The organism is Bacillus sp. FJAT-44742 (assembly GCF_002797315.1).
GTDB lineage: Bacteria > Bacillota > Bacilli > Bacillales > Marinococcaceae > Thalassorhabdus > Thalassorhabdus alkalitolerans.
On record NZ_KZ454936.1, the window covers coordinates 1012828 to 1030824 of the forward strand.

The window sequence follows — 17997 nt, forward strand, 5'->3', positions numbered from 1 at the left end:
AGAACGTCCACAACCCGAAAACACCGTAAACCGTTTTATCATCAACAAAAAGAGGATCCAGTTATTGGATCCTCTTTTATTATAAGACTGTTTAGTTCTAGTCTCGCTTTTTAATCTTAGTCTTCTTCTCCATTGCCGTTGTCATCGCCGTTACTTCCTGCCGATTGGTCATTACTGTTTTCTTCAGCAGGTGGAGCTGGTTCCGGATCAGGTTGTGGCTCCGGCTGTGGTTCTGGAGTTGTTTCTGCATTATTGTTGTTGCCATTATTTTCTTCAGCAGGTGGAGCTGGTGTTTCTTCTGGAGGTCCATTGTCGCCGTTATTCCCGCCACCTTCAGGAGCACCGTTCTCTTCCTCCTGATCTTGAGGCTGCTCTTCTTCCTGAGGCTGTTCTTCTTCCTGAGGCTGCTCTTCTTCTTGAGGCTGCTCTTCTTCTTGAGGCTGCTCTTCCTCCGGCTGTTCCTCTTCTTGAGGCTCTTCGTCTGCTTCTTCTTCCGGCTCCTCTTCTTCTATAGCCTCTTCATCAGGAACTGTTACACTTACATTGTTTGGATCACTTCGTTCCCCGTTTTCAACGGCTATCACCTGGAATTCGTGAGTAGTGCCTTTTTCAGGTGCATTTAGGATATATTGCATTTCTCCTTGTGTAGCTACTGTATTGAGAGATCCACCAGTACCATGACTCACTTCAAAAGAAGCTCCGCTCCCATCGTAATTCCAGGTCACAATAATTTGGTCATTCTCCTGATTGTAGGAAGCCGATAAACCGGAAACTGATGTGAGAGTTTCTGTTTCCTCTTCTTCTTCTTCTTCCTCTTCTTCAATAAATTCTTGTGAGACGCTGTCAGGTTCTGTCCCTCTGACAAACAATTCCTCAGTTATTTCAGACTGGGGAGTTTGAGGGCTTGGGAGCTTTCCGGTGCCTTTTTCGACATCCACTCTTACAACTGATTCCGGTTGTTCAAAGTCAGGAGTTTCAATACCATCAGAAACTTCATTCATGACAAGTTCAAAGATTTGTTTAGCGATTCGGCGCTCCGGTCCTTCACTTAGATAGCCTGCATCCCGGCCGCCGCTGAATCCTGTCCACACGGAAGCAGTATAGCGGGACGTGTACCCTGTAAACCACGTATCAGGGACACCGCCGGAAGGGATATTATATTGCTGTCTTTCATCGGCCGTAAAGTTTGTTGTTCCTGTTTTACCGGCCACAGGCAGGTTAGGAAGGCTGATGTCTCTTGCTGTACCATATGATTCATCAAGCACTCCTTTAAGCATATCCGTTATCATATAGGCAGTATAATCGCTCATAGCTTCGCTGGCTTCCGGACGAAGGTCGATTTCTCTGCCGTCAGGGAAGACGATCTTTCTTACTGCAAAAGGATCAATAAACTCTCCGCCGTTACCAAAGGCTGCGTATGCACCAGCCATTTCTTTACTGGAGACACCTTCTGCTACTCCGCCAAGAGCGTATGCTTCATGAATTTCTTCAAAAGGCATTCCTAAATTGGCGGCAAATTCTTGAGCCTCATCCAGTCCAACTTCCTGCAGAGCTTTTACAGCTGGAATATTTAAAGACCGGACCAAAGCTTCTCTCATGCTTATGTTGCCCATATAGTTTCTTGAGTAGTTCCTGATCTCCGTACCGTCTGAATAGGAATGTGGTTCATCGGGAATAATATGGCCGGTGGACCACTGCAGGCTTTCAATGGCGGGACCATAATCCAACACTGGTTTAATAGTTGAACCAGGCTGGGCCTCTGAACGTGTAGCATAGTTCCATCCGCGAGCAACCTCACCGCCGTGATGGTTGCCAACCATTGCTTTTATTTCACCTGTTTGAGTATCAAGCAGGGTGAAACCGACCTGGAAATGCTCATTATCAGGATATGAATCAATATAATCACGAGTTTGAATGACATCTTCAGCGTAATCTTGAGCAGAGGTATCAAGGGTGGTATAAATTTGAAGCCCTGCTGAATATAAGTCTGAAGAGGTGATCCCATCAATATTTTCTATTTCACTTTGTACATGAGAAATGAATGAATCATATACTTGACCTTCGGTTTCAGCAAGCTCAGATACATTCAATTGTTCTTCAATGGTAACAGCTCTTGCTTCGGCCGCTTCATCAGAGCTGATCAAACCGTGTTCTTCCATTAAAGATATGACAAGGTTTCTTCTCGATTCTGCAGCTTCCGGATTGTTTGTAGGATCGTAGTAACTCGGACGGCGCGGAATAGCTGCAAGAAGAGCGGCGTCTTCAATGGCAAGCTCTTCCACATTAGAGACGTCAAAGTAATACTGGGCAGCTTGTCCAATACCATAAGCGCCGTTGTTGAAATAAATAAGATTTAAATACATTTCTAAAATCTGATCTTTGCTGTACTGCTGTTCAAGGCGTACTGCAAGATATTGTTCTTGTACTTTTCGCGTTATCTGCTTGTCAGGGGACAGAAATGCATTTTTAACCACCTGCTGGGTGATTGTACTTGCCCCCTCAGCTCCAAAACCTGAGGATACGTTGGCTGCAAGGGCTCCAAACATCCGGCGCATATCAACACCAAAGTGGTCGTAAAAACGGACATCCTCAACAGCAATAAATGCATTTTTTACGTGGTCAGGTACTTCGTTTATATCCACCATGACACGATTTTCTGTGGCCTGGAGCTGAGTAATCAGTTCGTCGCGGTCATCATATATCTGGGCAGCCTGGGAAAAAACGAGCTGTTCAGGGTCAAGTGCAGGAGCATCCCTGATCATAGCGACAGCTGTAACTCCGCCTGCGATGACCAAAACGGCAAGTATAATAGAAAAAGCTATGACTATTTTTTTCCATAACGGCTGCTTTAGCGTTGTATGTTCTGCCTTTTTTTTATTGCCCCGTTTATTTTTTTCTTCAGCCTGACGTTTTTCTGTTCTTGAACGATACTCTTGACTCATTCTGCTAGATCTTCCTTTCTATCAGTTCAAACGAACCGAGCTCTCCTATCCTGTTAGACGTAAACGGATAGGATAAGTTACAAATTTAAAAATAGACACGGTCAATTATCTGTAAATAATCTAGACGAGGAGATAGACCTTGAGGCACGAGATGTCCTTTTTCTTCGATATCATTTTTAGGAATGGACTTGCGTTCCTTTTGTTCTCTGAACCAATAAACAAAGTGGGAAGCATCATATAAATATACTTCCTGTGTCGGTGAAAACCGAAAAATTAAAAATGCGATACCGCCTTGATTTACGACCTGTTCCATATGCTTTACCTGGTGCTCATGGACATTGCCAAAAGGGAAGGAAGTTTTGTTCCTTGTTTCTTTGGCTTCAAAATCAATGTATTTTCCAGCGTATACACCATTATAGTCAGTTGTGGACGGCTGTTTAAAATAGGCTTCCGTAATGGTGGCAGCACTCCTCTTTGGGTAATCAACTCCTACAATTTGCACAGGTGTTGGCTTTTTATGAATGACAGCCTGTCCGGTTTGTAAATAATATTCATTTGTTTCATTTAAATCTTCTTCCAAGGTCATCCCTCTGTTGCCAAATTGAGGAGATGTCCCAGAGAGAGACTTGGACGGCTTTGTTCCAGAAGGAATAAATCGTTTCCCGTTTGGATAGCGAAAGGCCAACAAATTCACCCTCCTTTTGTGTAAAATAAAGGACAGTCAAATGTCATCAACTTATCATAGCACAACTTCTCATTACAAAGAAGATGTTTTCTTGAACGTTTATAGGCTAAGTGGACAAGGGGGGAACTGTATATGTTAGAATAATTTTATTACATAGAAGGAGATGGGATAAGATGAGTGATAAGCCTATAAATTTGGGATTTGGCAACATGATGCCTTCTGGACGCATCGTATCAATTGTTAATTCGGATTCAGCTCCGACCAAACGAATGATCCAGGAAGCAAGAGAAAGAAAAATGCTCATCGATGTGACAAATGGCAGAAAAACTCGAAGCATTATTCTTGCTGACAGCGACCATGTCATTCTTTCTGCTATTCAACCGGAAACGGTTGCTCAAAGGCTCAATAGTAAATCAGATGAATAACAAAGAAGCTTTCGCTCTTCGCAGAGTGAAAGCTTCTTTTTTCCTCTGATTACTCAGCAGGACGATTCGGGCCCTCGAGCTTCTTATCTCCGTACCCGACTTTTTTCTCTTCCTTGCCTTTCACTTTCGCATTGTTTTGATTCGGTTTTTTTCTCAATTCAACCCCTCCTTTTTTCTTACTGTCCCCTTGGTTCACGCTGCTATGCGAATGGCGGAAAAAAAACAAGAAAAGGCACACATCTCTTCTTTCTTTTTCGAATAAGCACTAGTTTTGTAAGGTGGAAAGGAGAGCAAGCAGAAAGGTAGAATTACCTAGCTATAAGTGAATGGAGGAGGTTTCAAGATGAGTGAACGAATGCTGAAAACTAAAGAGGTGGCCGAATTGCTGCAAATAGCTCCTGCTACTGTTCATAAGTGGGTAAAGAAGCATAATATTAAATGTTCAACAAATGACCGGGGACATTTTTTATATGGAGAAGAGGCCATTTCTAAATTCGAAGCTCTTAAAAAGGAATGGGATGACAGCCGGAAAAATGACACCGAATCTCACTTATCTCAAGTAGCTTCAGCCTCAGTACTGGAAAAAATGGATATTATGACAAAGAGAATAGAACAGCTCGAAGAAATCATAGAAACAAAAGCAGATGAAGTTGTAAGTTACCAATTACTAAAGCACAGGCAGGAGCTTGAAGAAGTCGAAAGAAAAATCGGGAAGATAGAAGAAAGCCTAATAGAGATAAAAATGAAAGAGATAGAACCACAGGACGAAAACGGCCCTTCCAAAAAAGAAAAAGGGTTTCTTGCCGGATTGTTTTCAGTTTAAGGGGAAACCTTCCTTTGGTATGATAAAAAAGAGGTGAGAGATAATGTGGACAAAAGAAGACACCGCTCTTTTACATTCATTAACAAAGGAAGTAAAGCAGTGGAATGAAAAGGCTTTGAAACAGTATGAACAGAGCACCTTAAAAGAAGGTTACTCTCCCGATTTTTATGGGCAGGTGAAGCCCTTTGCCGACCACGTGAAAGAAGCAGCTGACAAATGGAGGCAAGTATCTGAAAGGTGGATAGAGGAAGAGAAGCCAAAATATATATACAAAAAACAAATTACAGACACTCACGAGAACCTCACTATTCTGTCAGTGACTGCTTTTCAAATAGATACGAAATCAAAAAGATTCCATGAAATGGTGCAGTCAGTGGATTACGTTCTTGAAGGAATACTTTATGAGTTAAAAGCCCCTTCTTAATAGAAGCATGCTGCTAAGGCATGTTAAAATATAGAAATAAATGAAGAAGGGGGACGTGTAGTGAGCTATCTAGTAACAACCAAGTGGCTGTATGAAAATTTGCATGATGAAAACCTTCGGATCGTTGATTGTCGTTTTGAATTGGGACAGCCTGAGCAGGGAAAAAAAGAATATTATGAAAGCCATATTCCTGGAGCAGTACATGTTGATTTGGAAAAGGATTTATCAGATTCTCCGGCAGTTCATGGTGGAAGGCATCCTCTGCCTGACATGGAGCAATTTGCGGATTTTATTTCTGAACTTGGGATTGATAAGGATACTAAGGTTGTAGCATATGACGACCAAGGCGGAGCCATGGCAGCTCGCTTTTGGTGGATGCTGTTATATCTTGGCCATCCGAGTGTTTATGTCCTTGATCAGACATTTACAAATTGGAAGAAAAAAGGATATCCTGTAACCGAGGAAATTCCTTCTATAGAGAAAAGGTATTTCTTTGCTGCTAAAGAACCTCGTCTATTAGTTCATTTGGAAGAAGTGAAGGTAGCATTACATGAAGAAGACAAAGTTTTAATTGATGGTCGTGATGAAATACGATACAAAGGAATCAGGGATGAGGTTGACCCGGTAGCAGGTCATATCCCTGGAGCCAGGCATTATTTTTGGAAGAAAGTATTAACAGAAGAGGGGAAATGGAAAGAATCTGAAGAGCTTCAAAGTCACTTTTCCGGGTTGTCTCATTCTGATGAAATCATATCCTACTGCGGTTCTGGGGTAACGGCGGCAGCTAATGTTCTTGCCTTAAAGGAAGCAGGGTTTGAAAATGTCCGGTTATATGCAGGGAGCTGGAGTGATTGGTCTTCATATCCGGATCTTCCCTATGAAACAGATAAATCATAATATAAGAGCTCATCCTTCCCTGCCGTAAATAGGGAAGAATGAGCTTTTTTTTCACTTCGCTTTATTACATTCATTGTGAGTTTTAACAAAATACGCACGCTTGTACAAGGTAAAGGTACAACTATTCACTAGAAAGGGCACTGCTTATCCGTTCTTTAAAGAACGATGAGGCAGGCGCCATTTATAATAGACTGACAGCATTCGGAGTGTGACGATGACAACCAGCAAAGATATATACCCAGCCATGGTGTTTACTGCCCCTGTACCAATCAATAATCCTGCAAGCATGGCCCAGGCGATATAGATCTCCTGACGCAGCACCATAGGCTTGCGTCCTGCAAGCACGTCTCGAATCATCCCGCCTCCTGCACCAGTAAGGGCAGCGGCTGCGATAACTGCACTCAACGGGTGATTCATCTCTGCAGCGTAAATGGCTCCCTGAACAGCAAATGCAGCAAGGCCAATGGCATCAAAAAATATTCCCCATTTTCCCCACTGAGTAAGCCAGAGATTCGGGAGAAGAAAAGCTAAAGTCATAACAATAAAAGCAATCGTAAACAGGTTTCCTTGCTCCCATAAAGCAGAGACAGGCACACCAATCAATAAATTTCGCACGGCTCCTCCCCCAAAAGCCGTAACAAACCCCAGGATATAAACTCCTAGTAAATCATAATCTTCTTCCATTGCTACAATCACACCACTTAAGGCAAAGGCAATTGTTCCGATAATATTTAATATGTCCCAGGTCATAGGCTGCTCCTTTGTATAATGTTCACGCTTATCTTACCAAAGCCGTGGAGAAATGAAAGAATGATCCACCCCGCCAGCCTGCATAAAAGAATGGTCCGACTGTTACACGAGGTAAGTGCTTCTTTGCAGTAAAAGAAGACCGCAAATCCTCTAATAAGAGGCGTGCGGTCTATTTTGCCCGGTCGCTGTAATGAGAGCTCGAGCAAAGCTTACCCTGGCTGCTTTTCTCGTAATCATTGGAAAAGTTGAAAACGTGAACCAAGCTAATCCCTTGAAGTGAAAGACTCACCTTAAGGGAGCATACTGTAAACACGTTGTTTGAAAAAAATGTGAAAAGACATTGTAAACATCCAATAAGACAGCTCTTAAAAACGTCCGGATTTTAAAATGGAGTAAATTAATAAAAGAAACATAAAAAAGGAAACAATAAAACTGATTTCAATGACTGGAAGCTGGACAAGAATAGAATTTTGGTCCCCAAACGTGGAACCAATAATAAGGCCTACCATAATGATACTAAAGGCAAGAAGTGTGATACTAAAAGAAATTCGGTTAACAATTTTGTCCATTTTATTTAAGAAGATATTCAGCGTAGGTATTTTTACGTCAATACCTACTCCTTTGTGGATCTGCCTTAACGCATCTCTTAATTCTTTTGGAATATCAGTAAGAATGTCCTGCTGTCTTTTTCCTTCTCGTCCCACTTTCGTAAGCCAGGTAAACGGATTTAAACGGTCACGAGCGAGCATTTTTCCGTAAGGCTCGGCAACTTCCACAATGCTCAGCTCAGGATCAAGTCTTTCGAGCAGGCTTTCGAGTGTAATAATCGCTTTGGCAAGAAGTGTGTATTCTTTGTAAATTTGGATCTGGTACCTATGAGACATTGAGAATATGTCATTGATTGCTTCACCGAACCGTACCTGGTTAAACGGCCGGTCATAGTATTTTTGCAATAAGTATTCCACATCATCCACAAATTGATCATGATTAATATCTTCAGGAATTTCAGCCATTTCATAAATGGTATCGGCCACTTCTTCAGGTTTCTTGCGGGTCATCGCAATAACGTAACTGACAAACTGGTACCGCATTGCTTTATTAAGGCGCCCTACCTGGCCGAAGTCGAGCATAGCGGCTCTGTCTTCATCCAAAAAAATGATGTTTCCTGGGTGAGGATCACTGTGGAAAAGGCCGTCAATTAACACCTGATGCAAAAAAGCGTCAGCTAATGAACGGGCCAGGGCATTTTTTTTAACCTCACTTCTTGATTCCGAAAGTTCACTGATCTTGTTCCCTTTAAAAAAAGACATAGTAAGTATGCGTTTGGTAGAAAACTCTTCATAAATTTCCGGGATCACGACCCGTTCAAATTCCTCCATGTTTTTCCTGACTTTATCTGTATTACGGGCTTCTACAAAATAATCCACTTCATCTCGTATAGCAGTAACAAATTCTTCTATTACATCCTGGAGCCGGTAAAACTGAGCCCATGTAAAACGCTGGTGAAGCAGTCGGGCTAGATCTCTAAGGATCTCTATATCTTTTTCGACAATTTCTTTGATATGAGGGCGTGATATTTTAACGGCCACTTCTTCTCCTGTTTTAAGGCGGGCCCAGTGTACCTGTCCGATAGAGGCAGCTGCAAGGGGCTTTTCTGAAATCTCTGAAAAGACCTCATCAATTGAGGTATCCATGTCCTCTTCAATCATTTTCTTTGCTTTTTCATAAGGAAAGGGAGGTACGTCATCCTGAAGCTTTTCAAGCTCCTGAATAATAGAAGGAGGAAAGATATCCTTTCTTGTGCTGATCATTTGGCCAAGCTTTATAAAGGTTGGACCAAGCTCTTCTACCACATGCCGAATTCGGGTACCAACAGATCTAGTTTCTTTTTTGTTTGAATCAGCGGCCAGACGCTTTGGGAGAGAAAGGACATGGAATAACCCAACCTCCTGGATAATATAGCCAAACCCGTGTCTTGTCAGAGTAGCTACTATTTTTCGGTAGCGGTTTGCGTGCTTGAGACCTCTAGAAAGTGCCATGCAACATTTCCTTTCTCCTGAATGTCTCGCTGGTTAGTTTGAGTTGTTTTCATCATCATTGTTTTTGATATGCTGTGCTAATTGCAATTCAATCGCTGCTAATTGTTCTTTTAGTTCATTTATATCTTTTTGAGTAGCAACACCCATGTCTTTAAAGGAATCCTGCATGCGGTCTTTAGCTTGAGAGGACCATTCAGCTTCTGTTGATTTACCTTTCGTAACCATTTCATCCATCCACTCATCGGCTTCCTTCGGAGTGATCTGTCCTTTTGAAACAAGGTCATCCAAATATGCTTGAACTTTTTCTTTCCCTGTCACTGCTGCACCGAGTCCTAGGAAAAATCCTTTTTTTAATAGTTCGTTCATCATAACCCCTCCTGCAGAATTTTGCCCTCTTTTTTCCCGGGCGAAAGGAAACTGCTTTCTTATCTCTCGATTTGGAAGCGAGCAGATAGAAGCTTTGATTTCCCCATACTTGTATTTTACCAAAACTAACCGGCGCAAAACATTTTAAAATACAGCGTTTAGGAAAAAAGCATCCAGCCAAAGGCTGAATGCTTTACAGGTTAGTTATTATCAGTAAACATAAGTACAATTACAAAAACAATAGTAACCAGAGAAAGGACAGATAAAGAAGTATACATGAACGTTCCTACTTCTTCAGCGCCATTTTCTCCGTTTCCATCTCCTGCTCCCAAAGCAGCAAGAGGAGAAAGAGCAAAAATCGCAAACGCCATCATTAACCATGCACTACATTTTTTGACCATTGTGATCCTCCTTTGTATGTATAGAGCCACTCATCCTTGGGTTCGATCCTTTGATGCCGGACCGAATTTCCGTGTATGCTGGAAAAAGATATACTCCCCTTCACACGATATCACTCTTATTATAGATGCTCTATTATTTTTTTTCAATTCCTTCCTTTTACAAGGATTTTGTTACGATAAGCCACGCTTTTCCTGTAAGCTTTCCTGCTTGTACCATGATACGTCCTGAACATAACAGCGTTTTTTCAAAAAGAAAGAAGAAAGAGGCGATAAAAATGACGAGCTGGAACACACCGGAAGAAATTACTGAAAAAATGAACAGAGCTAAACATGCACAAGAAACCTGGTCTTCACTGTCATTAAAAAAGAGAATTGAATATTTGAAAAAGCTGCGAAAGCAACTGTTGAAAAAGAGAAAAGAAGTAATCAGTATTTTACAGAATGAAGCACATAAAACACCGACGGATACCTTGACAGCCGAAATTTTAGCGACAGCAGATGCCATTGTTCATTATGAAAAAGAAATTGAAGGATACATGGCAGAGGAAACGAGAAAAACACCGTTTATTTATGGGAAGCAGAGGACCAGTGTAGTGAGAAAGCCACTGGGAACAATCGCGGTCTTTTCTCCGTGGAATTTTCCTTTACAGCTTTCAATGGTACCTGCACTTACTGCATTAGTTACTGGAAATACGGTAGTACTAAAGCCTTCTGAAGTCCTGCCAAAATTAAACAAATGGATGGAAGAGCTATTTTCCTCTGTCTTTCCAACTGGAACAGTTGAGGTGGTTCATGGAGGCAAAGAGCAGGGAATAGCCCTAGTTGATGCCAAACCAGAAAAGATTTTTTTTACAGGCAGTGTTCCTGTCGGCAAAGCCATTATGAAACATGCGGCTGACTATATGATCCCTGTTGATCTTGAACTTGGAGGCAAAGATCCGATGATTGTTTGTGAGGATGCTAACGTAAATCGTGCTGTTGAAGCAGGATTGTATGGTAGTTTTCTTCACAGCGGCCAGGTTTGTGTCAGCGTTGAGCGCATATATGTCCATCAATCAATATATAGAGATTTTGTAGAGAAGCTTCGCAGCAAAGCCCTGGAATTAACCCAGGGAACTGATTTTCATTCTGATATGGGCGGGATGACAACAAGAGATGGCTTTGAAAGGGTAAAAAAGCAGGTGGGGAATGCTATCTTTCATGGTGCAGCCTGTGTTACGGATGAGACGTGGAAACAAGCTGAGTATCCTTATTTTCCACCGACGATTTTAACTAATGTAAATCAAGGGATGGAAATTATGCAGGAAGAGACGTTTGGACCTGTTGTGACAGTCACACCCTATAGTAGTGAAGAAGAAGCGATTCGGCTGGCAAATGACTCGCGCTTTGGATTAAATGCAAGCATTTTCTCAAATAATACAGAGAAAGGGAAACAGCTGGCTGAACGGCTGAATACAGGAAGCGTCTATGTAAATGATGTCATTAAGAATATTGCCAATATGAATGCCCCTTTTGGGGGGGTGAAAGAAAGTGGAGCGGCAAGATACCACGGCAGAGAAGGAGTTGAAGCTTTCACGTATACCCAGGCTATAATGATTGAAAAAGGAAAGAGAAAACGTTCATTTAATTACTTTCCTTATTCCAAGAAGAATTTTAAGAGGATAGAACGCCTCCTTGCCATCATTTATGGCAGAAAATAAAAGATGAAAACGTTTTGATTCATCTTTTAGTCCACTATAAGGGACAAGTTGCTTGAAATGGCTTGAGATTATCTCTAACCATAGTAAAATGATGTTATAATTAGTAAGGATAAATAGGCAGCTTGTCTGTATTACGCTGCTCTTCTTTAATAAAGAAGAGCAGCAGGTTTTATGTGAGGCCTGCAGGACAAAGCAAATGACAGGAAAAAAGGGACATAATAGCCTGGTAAAGACGTAAAAAGGATGATTCGAATGACAACAGCGCAAACCCTGACAAATGAAAGGAAAAAAAGCATGAGCAGGATTCATATCGAAGACATAATCATAGCTAATCAAACTCTTAAGGATGTAGTTACTCATACTCCTCTGCAAAAAAACCAGGTTCTCTCTGAAAGATATGACGCGAATGTGTATTTAAAGCGGGAAGATCTGCAAGTTGTCCGGTCTTTTAAAATCCGGGGAGCATATCACCTTATGCATAGTCTTTCTAAGGAAAGCCTTGAAAACGGAGTCGTATGTGCAAGTGCCGGCAATCATGCCCAAGGAGTTGCTTATTCTTGTAAAGCTTTAAAAGTAAAAGGCAAGATATTTATGCCTAACACTACGCCCCGTCAAAAGATTGACCAAGTGAAATTATTCGGCAAGGAATTTGTGGAAGTTATACTGACAGGTGATACATTTGATGATGCATTTGCCCAGGCGATGGAATACAGGGAAGAGCACAATATGGAGTTTATCCATCCCTTTAATCACGAAAAAATTATTGCCGGTCAGGGCACAGTCGGAATGGAAATTATGAATGATATAGAAGAAAAAATAGATTATCTGTTCAGTTCAATTGGAGGCGGTGGCCTCGTTTCCGGCGTAGGCACCTATATTAAATCCATTTCTCCTTCTACCAAAATAATTGGAACAGAGCCAGCCGGCGCTCCTGGAATGAAAGAGTCTTTGGCCAGCGGAGAAGTTGTGGAGCTGGAAGAGATTGAAAAGTTTGTTGATGGCGCGGCTGTCAAACGTGTAGGTGAGATTACTTACGATATTTGTAAAAATGTCTTAGATGATATTAAGCTTGTTCCGGAAGGGAAAATTTGCAGTACGATTCTTGAACTGTATAACCAAAATGCCATAGTGGCAGAGCCGGCAGGGGCCATGCCGATTTCAGCCCTGGATTTTTACAAGGATGAAATTAAAGGAAAGACCGTAGTTTGTATTGTAAGCGGCGGGAATAATGATATTGGCAGGATGGAGGAAATGAGAGAAAGATCTCTTGTTTATGAAGGGCTCCAGCATTATTTTATAGTCAACTTCCCCCAGCGGGCAGGTGCCTTGCGTGAATTTTTAGATGAAGTCCTTGGGCCGACTGATGATATTACCAGATTTGAGTACACAAAAAAGAACAATAAAACAAGCGGACCGGCTTTAGTAGGCGTGGAGTTAAAATGCAGTAAGGATTATCAGCAGCTTATTGAGAGAATGCAGAAAAAAGGCTTTCAATACGACGAAATTAACAAAGATGAACGATTATTTACTTTCCTAGTGTAATGGAGAGGATGCCCCATGTTGGCGGCATCCTCTTTTTATATGATAATGATTGAACTGTCGATTAATTTAAAATTTCACTTACCGTAATTATTACTTAATAGAATTGAAAGAAATATAAGGGAAAGAGCTGATAAGCAGGAATCTGCGTTTTTCATTATCCTGCTCCTTAATAAAAAAGGACTATCTCTGTTTTATCAAGAATTTATTATATAAAACGAGTAGAAAAAGATGAAACAAAGGGGGAGTTGAAGTGATTATTAGAGAATGGAGTGACAGCTTTGAGTTAATTGAGCAGCACGAACATGCCAGGTTGTCTGGTGCAGTGTGCGCGTTTTGGGGAGATCCAGCCGTGAAGACCAGTTTGTGGGAAGCCGTCATTCTTGCTGTAAAAGAGCATGACAGAGCATGGATTCCCCTTGATAAAGAACCGTTGTGGAATGAAAAGAAACAAAGGCCTTTTTCTTTTACTGATTATCCAATGAACGAGAAAATAAATGCTTACTCTAATGGGGTAGATGAGATTGAAAGAATTAATCCTTATGCCGCCTTATTAGGGAGCCTCCATTACGCTTCTTTTTTTACGAGCAATGAAACAAAAATAGGTAAAGAGTTTTATGAGCAGGAACAAAAAAGACAAGATAAACTTAGAGGACAGGGAGCACGGGCTGGCTTTGAAACAGAACATGTAAACATTCTCCAATTTTGTGATGATATTTCACTATATTCCTGCTTAAATCAACCTGGAGTAAGCAAAGAAAAAGAGTATCCCTGGTTTAAAAATGGGTTTAGACAGCGTTTTGACTTTCTAGGTAAAAAACAGATGCAAGCCAGCTGGAGAAGTACCCAAGATATTGAGATAACACCTTTTCCCCTTGCTCAAAGGCTTTCTTTTACACTGAGAAGCTGGAGAGTGTCTAAACAAGATTGTAAAAAAACGGGCCTAGCAGCAGCCTGGAAAAAAAGAGAACAAATAAAAACATTTATTACTTTTCATCCCCCTTCGTAGTTCCCTTCTTTTTTCAAAATTGATGGCTGATGGTAGAATAGATAAAGATCATCTAAAGGAGGCCATTATGAGATTAGAAGGTAAGAAAGTTATAGCATTGGTAGATGAAGAATTTGAAGATCTCGAGCTTTGGTATCCCCTGATGCGTGTTCAGGAAGAGGGTGCTAAGGTAGTCCTTGCAGGGAAAGAAAAGGGCAAGGTATATACCGGGAAATATGGAGTACCTGCAACGGCTGAAGAGGCATTTTCCAGTATAGACCCAAACGATTATGATGGAGTGCTGGTGCCAGGAGGATGGGCACCTGATAAATTACGTCGTTACGATGAAGTGTTGTCGATTGTGAAACATATGGATCAAGAGAAGAAGCCAATCGGCCAAATTTGTCATGCCGGCTGGGTTTTAATTTCAGCTGGTATTTTGGAGGGTGTCAAGGTAACAAGCACGCCTGGAATCAAAGATGACATGACAAATGCTGGTTCAACGTGGGTAAATGAGGCAGTAGTTGTGGACGGTCATATTGTATCCAGTCGCCGCCCCCCTGATCTTCCTCCCTATGCAAAAGCATTTGCCGATGCATTAGCTAAATGATTTGCTGAGCCTGGAAAGAAAACCCGGACCATTTTTTAACAGTGGTTCGGGTTTCTTTCTTTTGATAGCCAGAAAGGAAGGAGCATATTTTGGTCCCCCCTTTGCTTTTGCCCAGTCACAAGGGAGATCCATATAGTTCTCTTCGTCTTTACGATGTTCGTACAAATTTTATCCCATCTCTTTTTTCCTGTTATTATCGAATGAACAAGGGAGGAACGTACATGGAAATACATTTTTTAGGTACTGGAGCAGGTGTCCCTTCCAAACAACGAAATGGGAGCGCAACGGCGCTTCGATTTCTTTCGGGGGCAAAAGGAGCCTGGCTGTTTGACTGTGGGGAAGCAACACAGCACCGAATGCTTAATTCTTCATTAAGGCCGCCAATGTTTGAAGCAATATTTATTACCCATATGCACGGGGATCATATCTATGGTCTTCCTGGCTTTTTAGGAAGCCGTTCTTTTATGGGAGCAACAACCCCTCTCACTCTTTACGGGCCCCCAGGAATAAAGCAATTTGTAACCATCTCCTTGGAGGCATCGGGCACGTATCTGAACTATCCTCTGGATGTGAATGAAGTGAGAGCTGGTGAAAAGATAGAAACAGATAGGGGTGCTGTAGAGGTAGTTATGCTGGACCACACTGTCCTTTCTTTTGGCTACCGTTACACAGAGCCAGCAAGGAGAGGACGTATGCGAAAGGAATATTTAGTGAAAAAGGGTTTGCCGCCAGGCCCTCTTTATAAACAGCTTCAGGAAAAAAAGGACGTTGTCATGGAAGATGGAACAGTGGTTCGCTGGAAGGAAGCTTTGGAACCGGACCGGCCAGGGAGGGTGATCAGTATAGCAGGGGATACCAAACCATCCAAGGGTAGCAGAACGTTAGCTGAAAACGCTGAAGTACTTATACATGAAGGAACATTTTCAGAAAATCTAAAAGACCATGCCGGACAGTTTGGGCACAGCACTGCTAAAGAAGCTGCAATCATTGCCAGGGACGGCAAGGCCAAGCATCTCATTCTCACCCATATAAGCCCCAGGTATGAGAAGGAACCTGAAATCCTGAGAGAAGAAGCTGCCAGAGAATTTTCCAACATATCTGTTGCTTATGATGGATTTGTTTATAAAGTGAAGTGAAAAAGGACATCCATTCTTTCCCTTACCTCTCTTTGTATAGGTGATTATTCTTTCCGGAATAATAATGAAACATAATATGCAAGGAGGAAAATTAATGGCTATTTATAAACAAATGGATGCAATGCTTAGTAAAGTGGAGGAGACGATTGCTATGGCACGCAGCGAATGGGAGGAGGGTCAAAAGCTAGAGTATTACAACCAGGAGGAATACAGTCTGTTACAACAAAGAATTAATGAAGTTGAGGATGAACTTTCTCACCTTTTGAGAAGCACTACACCTCAGCAGCGGGTGGAATTAGAGAGAGCACAGGCACGTTTAAGACAAATGCAAAATGCCATGATTCTTGGCCAGTAGGAGCAAGAGCAGCTCAAAGCAGGAAGCTAGATTATACTGAACAGCGCTCATAAATTTTTCAATACTCTAACAATTAATGATATGATTACATTATTAATGGGAATAAGTAGAGAAAGAAGTGGAAAAGGGGCGTTTTTATGCAGAGGAGGATGTGGCTAAGCCTTCTCTTGTTTTCCATATTTTATGTAACCGGTTGTGTGAATACTGAAGAGGAAGCATCAACAAGGAGCATTTCATCCATAGACGAAACGGCCGGGGGAGATAGAGAAGGGGAAAGTGAAACGACGTCTCATGAAATGATAAAAAACATGGAAAACAGCTTAAATACCATGACAAGTTATACTATGGAAATGAACATTAGGGAAAATAGGATGAGAGCTGATAAAGAAGAATTCTTAAAAGAAGTATTTTTACAATCTGAAGTGAAGTTCCAGCCTTTTTCCTTGCACAAAAGCTATGAAACTATGATTCATCAGGGAACTGGTGAAGAGATGTATTCTGAGTTTTATATAAACGAAGGCGGCTATTACCTCTTTCATTCTAATGAAAATACATGGCGGAGAGTACCGCCGCCAGTTGCAGAGCAGGCTCTTGCTTTTGTGGAGGCAGAAAACAGCATGGATGAGCATTTGCAATTTCCTTTCCAGGCCTTCAGCCGAGCTTCCATCATAGAAAAGGATGAAAAGTATGTCATCTCTTTTAAAGATATAGGAGTAAATATTGAAGAATTAAATACCCATATTTACCGTCTTATGGGAGACCAGGCTGGAGTCAGTCTGACAGATGGCCCTCTTAATGTTACATTTGATTCTTTGACTTATATTCTTACCTTTCATAAGGAAACATTTGAAGTTTCCGGTCTTTCTATTGACCTCCATTTTATCACACCATCTGAAGAAGGCGGTCTGCCAGCAGACATTATTATTCGGGGGACCTTCTCCGGTATTAATGATACAACTCCCTCATTACCTCCCCGGCCCGTTCAAGAAGAAGCTCTCGAAATTGAGGAGGAAGAAATGATTTATAACGTTGATGTCTCCTGGGCGGAATAGGAATCTTCCTGAAAGTTTTGCATTCTTCTCCTTAGGGTAAAAAGAAATAGAATGCAAAGAAGGAGGATTCCCGATGAGCAGAGCTGATTTAAATCGTAGATTAGACCGTTTAGTACAAGCGGCTAATGAAGCTGAAACAGCATTAAGGAGACTGCCTGAAATGGAACAGAAGGCATTAATGCAGGAAAATTATCCCTTTAATAAGGAATTTGGCGGGATAGTGAACGACCTTATGAAATGGCGCGATGCGGTCGTTGAAAAGAATGAAGAACAAACCGATCAATAAATCATCATTTTCCTCTTCCTGAAGGAAGGGGTGAGGCAAAACCGTCTCACCTAAGTAAATAAGGCTCCAATTATCGTCTTTGGTAATTGGAGCCTTATTTTTGGATTCAAAATCACTTGGTTAGCCGGCTGCACGCAGGAAGATACTGAGTGGAACAGATATGACTTAAGATCCCAAGTGCTTCACTTGAAGGTCAGGCAATGAGAAGATATGATAAAAGAATAAAATGCCTCCCGGGGGGAAAGCTTCAATGGAAGAAGTGTCAGAAAAACAGTTACATGCTGTTTTACAAAGAGATCAAGCAGTGATGATTTATTTTTATACCCCGTGGTGCGGGACATGTAAAATAGCTGAAAAGATGATCCTTGCCGCTGAGGAATTATCTGCAGCTCCGTCAGCATACAAAGGGAATGTTAATTTGATGCCGAAGATTGTTCAACAGCTGAAAATACAAAGTGTACCTTGTGTAAAGATATTTAAAGAGGGGGATTGTAAAGAAACAATCTATGCTTTTGGTTCAATCGAGTCATTTATAAATAATCTAAAGCCATACATAAAGTAAACAAGGGTACCGGCCAA

The 17997-nt window shown here is 41.5% G+C and carries 21 protein-coding genes; 13 read left to right on the forward strand and 8 right to left on the reverse strand.

The genetic code is table 11. The features are described 5' to 3' along the window. Positions 1-116 precede the first annotated feature (116 nt). The gene (locus CEF17_RS05205) at positions 117-2942 is read right to left on the reverse strand and encodes a transglycosylase domain-containing protein (protein ID WP_100398586.1); all 2826 of its coding nucleotides are present in this window, start codon (positions 2940-2942) and stop codon (positions 117-119) included. 85 nt (positions 2943-3027) lie between these two features. Continuing rightward, positions 3028-3627, reverse strand: a complete 600-nt coding sequence (gene recU / locus CEF17_RS05210; RefSeq protein WP_100398587.1) for a Holliday junction resolvase RecU — start codon at positions 3625-3627, stop codon at positions 3028-3030. 173 nt (positions 3628-3800) lie between these two features. Between recU and CEF17_RS05215 the strand changes: the two genes are divergently transcribed. After that, complete coding sequence (locus tag CEF17_RS05215) at positions 3801-4052, forward strand: DUF370 domain-containing protein (protein WP_054635689.1); 252 nt, start codon at positions 3801-3803, stop codon at positions 4050-4052. A gap of 49 nt (positions 4053-4101) precedes the next feature. Here the strand turns inward: CEF17_RS05215 and CEF17_RS21000 are convergent, their stop codons facing one another. After that, a complete protein-coding gene (locus CEF17_RS21000; RefSeq protein ID WP_442857429.1) occupies positions 4102-4209 on the reverse strand; it encodes a hypothetical protein in 108 nt (35 codons plus the stop codon). A 186-nt stretch (positions 4210-4395) separates the two neighbouring features. Here CEF17_RS21000 and CEF17_RS05220 point away from each other — a divergent pair, with 186 nt between their 5' ends. Genes CEF17_RS05220 through CEF17_RS05230 form a run of 3 tightly spaced genes read left to right on the forward strand, consistent with a single transcriptional unit; the run spans position 4396 to position 6196 of the window. Further along, positions 4396-4875, forward strand: a complete 480-nt coding sequence (locus CEF17_RS05220) for a helix-turn-helix domain-containing protein (protein ID WP_100398588.1) — start codon at positions 4396-4398, stop codon at positions 4873-4875. Positions 4876-4918: 43 nt separating this feature from the next. Beyond that, on the forward strand, positions 4919-5299 hold the full coding sequence (locus CEF17_RS05225) for a YppE family protein (RefSeq protein WP_100398589.1): 381 nt from the start codon (positions 4919-4921) through the stop codon (positions 5297-5299). Positions 5300-5359: 60 nt separating this feature from the next. After that, positions 5360-6196, forward strand: coding sequence for a sulfurtransferase (locus tag CEF17_RS05230; RefSeq protein ID WP_100398590.1), 837 nt, complete (start codon positions 5360-5362; stop codon positions 6194-6196). Between the two features lie 144 nt (positions 6197-6340). Here the strand turns inward: CEF17_RS05230 and CEF17_RS05235 are convergent, their stop codons facing one another. The 4 genes from CEF17_RS05235 to CEF17_RS05250 form a co-directional block, all read right to left on the reverse strand. Beyond that, the gene (locus CEF17_RS05235) at positions 6341-6946 is read right to left on the reverse strand and encodes a trimeric intracellular cation channel family protein (protein ID WP_054635694.1); all 606 of its coding nucleotides are present in this window, start codon (positions 6944-6946) and stop codon (positions 6341-6343) included. A 365-nt stretch (positions 6947-7311) separates the two neighbouring features. Further along, positions 7312-8985, reverse strand: coding sequence for an ABC1 kinase family protein (locus CEF17_RS05240; RefSeq protein ID WP_100398591.1), 1674 nt, complete (start codon positions 8983-8985; stop codon positions 7312-7314). Between the two features lie 33 nt (positions 8986-9018). Next, a complete protein-coding gene (locus CEF17_RS05245; RefSeq protein WP_100398592.1) occupies positions 9019-9351 on the reverse strand; it encodes a phasin family protein in 333 nt (110 codons plus the stop codon). Positions 9352-9551: 200 nt separating this feature from the next. After that, a complete protein-coding gene (locus tag CEF17_RS05250) occupies positions 9552-9752 on the reverse strand; it encodes a hypothetical protein (RefSeq protein ID WP_100398593.1) in 201 nt (66 codons plus the stop codon). A 215-nt stretch (positions 9753-9967) separates the two neighbouring features. Between CEF17_RS05250 and CEF17_RS05255 the strand changes: the two genes are divergently transcribed. The 4 genes from CEF17_RS05255 (at position 9968) to CEF17_RS05270 (ending at position 14589) form a co-directional block, all read left to right on the forward strand. After that, positions 9968-11452, forward strand: coding sequence for an aldehyde dehydrogenase family protein (locus CEF17_RS05255; RefSeq protein ID WP_269799440.1), 1485 nt, complete (start codon positions 9968-9970; stop codon positions 11450-11452). Between the two features lie 294 nt (positions 11453-11746). After that, positions 11747-12994: a threonine ammonia-lyase IlvA gene (gene ilvA, locus CEF17_RS05260; protein ID WP_100400805.1), complete on the forward strand. Its 1248-nt coding sequence runs from the start codon at positions 11747-11749 to the stop codon at positions 12992-12994. A 250-nt stretch (positions 12995-13244) separates the two neighbouring features. After that, positions 13245-14000, forward strand: coding sequence for a DUF3891 family protein (locus CEF17_RS05265; RefSeq protein ID WP_100398595.1), 756 nt, complete (start codon positions 13245-13247; stop codon positions 13998-14000). A 67-nt stretch (positions 14001-14067) separates the two neighbouring features. Then, complete coding sequence (locus tag CEF17_RS05270) at positions 14068-14589, forward strand: type 1 glutamine amidotransferase domain-containing protein (RefSeq protein WP_100398596.1); 522 nt, start codon at positions 14068-14070, stop codon at positions 14587-14589. Here the strand turns inward: CEF17_RS05270 and CEF17_RS20300 are convergent. Further along, complete coding sequence (locus CEF17_RS20300; RefSeq protein WP_198508887.1) at positions 14578-14754, reverse strand: hypothetical protein; 177 nt, start codon at positions 14752-14754, stop codon at positions 14578-14580. The two genes, CEF17_RS05270 and CEF17_RS20300, sit on opposite strands and share 12 nt — an antisense overlap. 56 nt (positions 14755-14810) lie before the next feature. On the opposite strand from CEF17_RS20300, the gene rnz reads away from it, so the two are divergent. The 5 genes from rnz (at position 14811) to CEF17_RS05295 (ending at position 17980) form a co-directional block, all read left to right on the forward strand. After that, positions 14811-15725 (forward strand): ribonuclease Z, encoded by a 915-nt coding sequence (gene rnz / locus CEF17_RS05275; protein ID WP_100398597.1) that lies wholly within the window; start codon positions 14811-14813, stop codon positions 15723-15725. Between the two features lie 94 nt (positions 15726-15819). Then, entirely contained in the window at positions 15820-16080 is a 261-nt protein-coding gene (locus CEF17_RS05280; protein WP_157842932.1) for a DUF2524 family protein, read from the forward strand. 137 nt (positions 16081-16217) lie between these two features. After that, entirely contained in the window at positions 16218-17132 is a 915-nt protein-coding gene (locus CEF17_RS05285) for a DUF6612 family protein (RefSeq protein WP_157842933.1), read from the forward strand. A gap of 73 nt (positions 17133-17205) precedes the next feature. Beyond that, complete coding sequence (locus tag CEF17_RS05290; protein WP_100398600.1) at positions 17206-17418, forward strand: hypothetical protein; 213 nt, start codon at positions 17206-17208, stop codon at positions 17416-17418. Between the two features lie 250 nt (positions 17419-17668). Further along, a complete protein-coding gene (locus CEF17_RS05295; RefSeq protein WP_157842934.1) occupies positions 17669-17980 on the forward strand; it encodes a thioredoxin family protein in 312 nt (103 codons plus the stop codon). Positions 17981-17997 lie beyond the last annotated feature (17 nt).

Coding starts and splice junctions, on each gene's coding strand:
- CEF17_RS05280 (WP_157842932.1), top strand. CDS start 15,820: ATGGCTATTTATAAACAAATGGATGCAATGCTTAGTAAAGTGGAGGAG.
- ilvA (WP_100400805.1), top strand. CDS start 11,747: ATGAGCAGGATTCATATCGAAGACATAATCATAGCTAATCAAACTCTT.
- CEF17_RS05270 (WP_100398596.1), top strand. CDS start 14,068: ATGAGATTAGAAGGTAAGAAAGTTATAGCATTGGTAGATGAAGAATTT.
- CEF17_RS05245 (WP_100398592.1), bottom strand. CDS start 9,351: ATGAACGAACTATTAAAAAAAGGATTTTTCCTAGGACTCGGTGCAGCA.
- CEF17_RS05295 (WP_157842934.1), top strand. CDS start 17,669: ATGGAAGAAGTGTCAGAAAAACAGTTACATGCTGTTTTACAAAGAGAT.
- CEF17_RS05250 (WP_100398593.1), bottom strand. CDS start 9,752: ATGGTCAAAAAATGTAGTGCATGGTTAATGATGGCGTTTGCGATTTTT.
- CEF17_RS05290 (WP_100398600.1), top strand. CDS start 17,206: ATGAGCAGAGCTGATTTAAATCGTAGATTAGACCGTTTAGTACAAGCG.
- CEF17_RS05205 (WP_100398586.1), bottom strand. CDS start 2,942: ATGAGTCAAGAGTATCGTTCAAGAACAGAAAAACGTCAGGCTGAAGAA.
- CEF17_RS05285 (WP_157842933.1), top strand. CDS start 16,218: ATGCAGAGGAGGATGTGGCTAAGCCTTCTCTTGTTTTCCATATTTTAT.
- CEF17_RS05215 (WP_054635689.1), top strand. CDS start 3,801: ATGAGTGATAAGCCTATAAATTTGGGATTTGGCAACATGATGCCTTCT.
- rnz (WP_100398597.1), top strand. CDS start 14,811: ATGGAAATACATTTTTTAGGTACTGGAGCAGGTGTCCCTTCCAAACAA.
- CEF17_RS05235 (WP_054635694.1), bottom strand. CDS start 6,946: ATGACCTGGGACATATTAAATATTATCGGAACAATTGCCTTTGCCTTA.
- CEF17_RS05240 (WP_100398591.1), bottom strand. CDS start 8,985: ATGGCACTTTCTAGAGGTCTCAAGCACGCAAACCGCTACCGAAAAATA.
- CEF17_RS05255 (WP_269799440.1), top strand. CDS start 9,968: ATGATACGTCCTGAACATAACAGCGTTTTTTCAAAAAGAAAGAAGAAA.
- CEF17_RS05225 (WP_100398589.1), top strand. CDS start 4,919: ATGTGGACAAAAGAAGACACCGCTCTTTTACATTCATTAACAAAGGAA.
- CEF17_RS05220 (WP_100398588.1), top strand. CDS start 4,396: ATGAGTGAACGAATGCTGAAAACTAAAGAGGTGGCCGAATTGCTGCAA.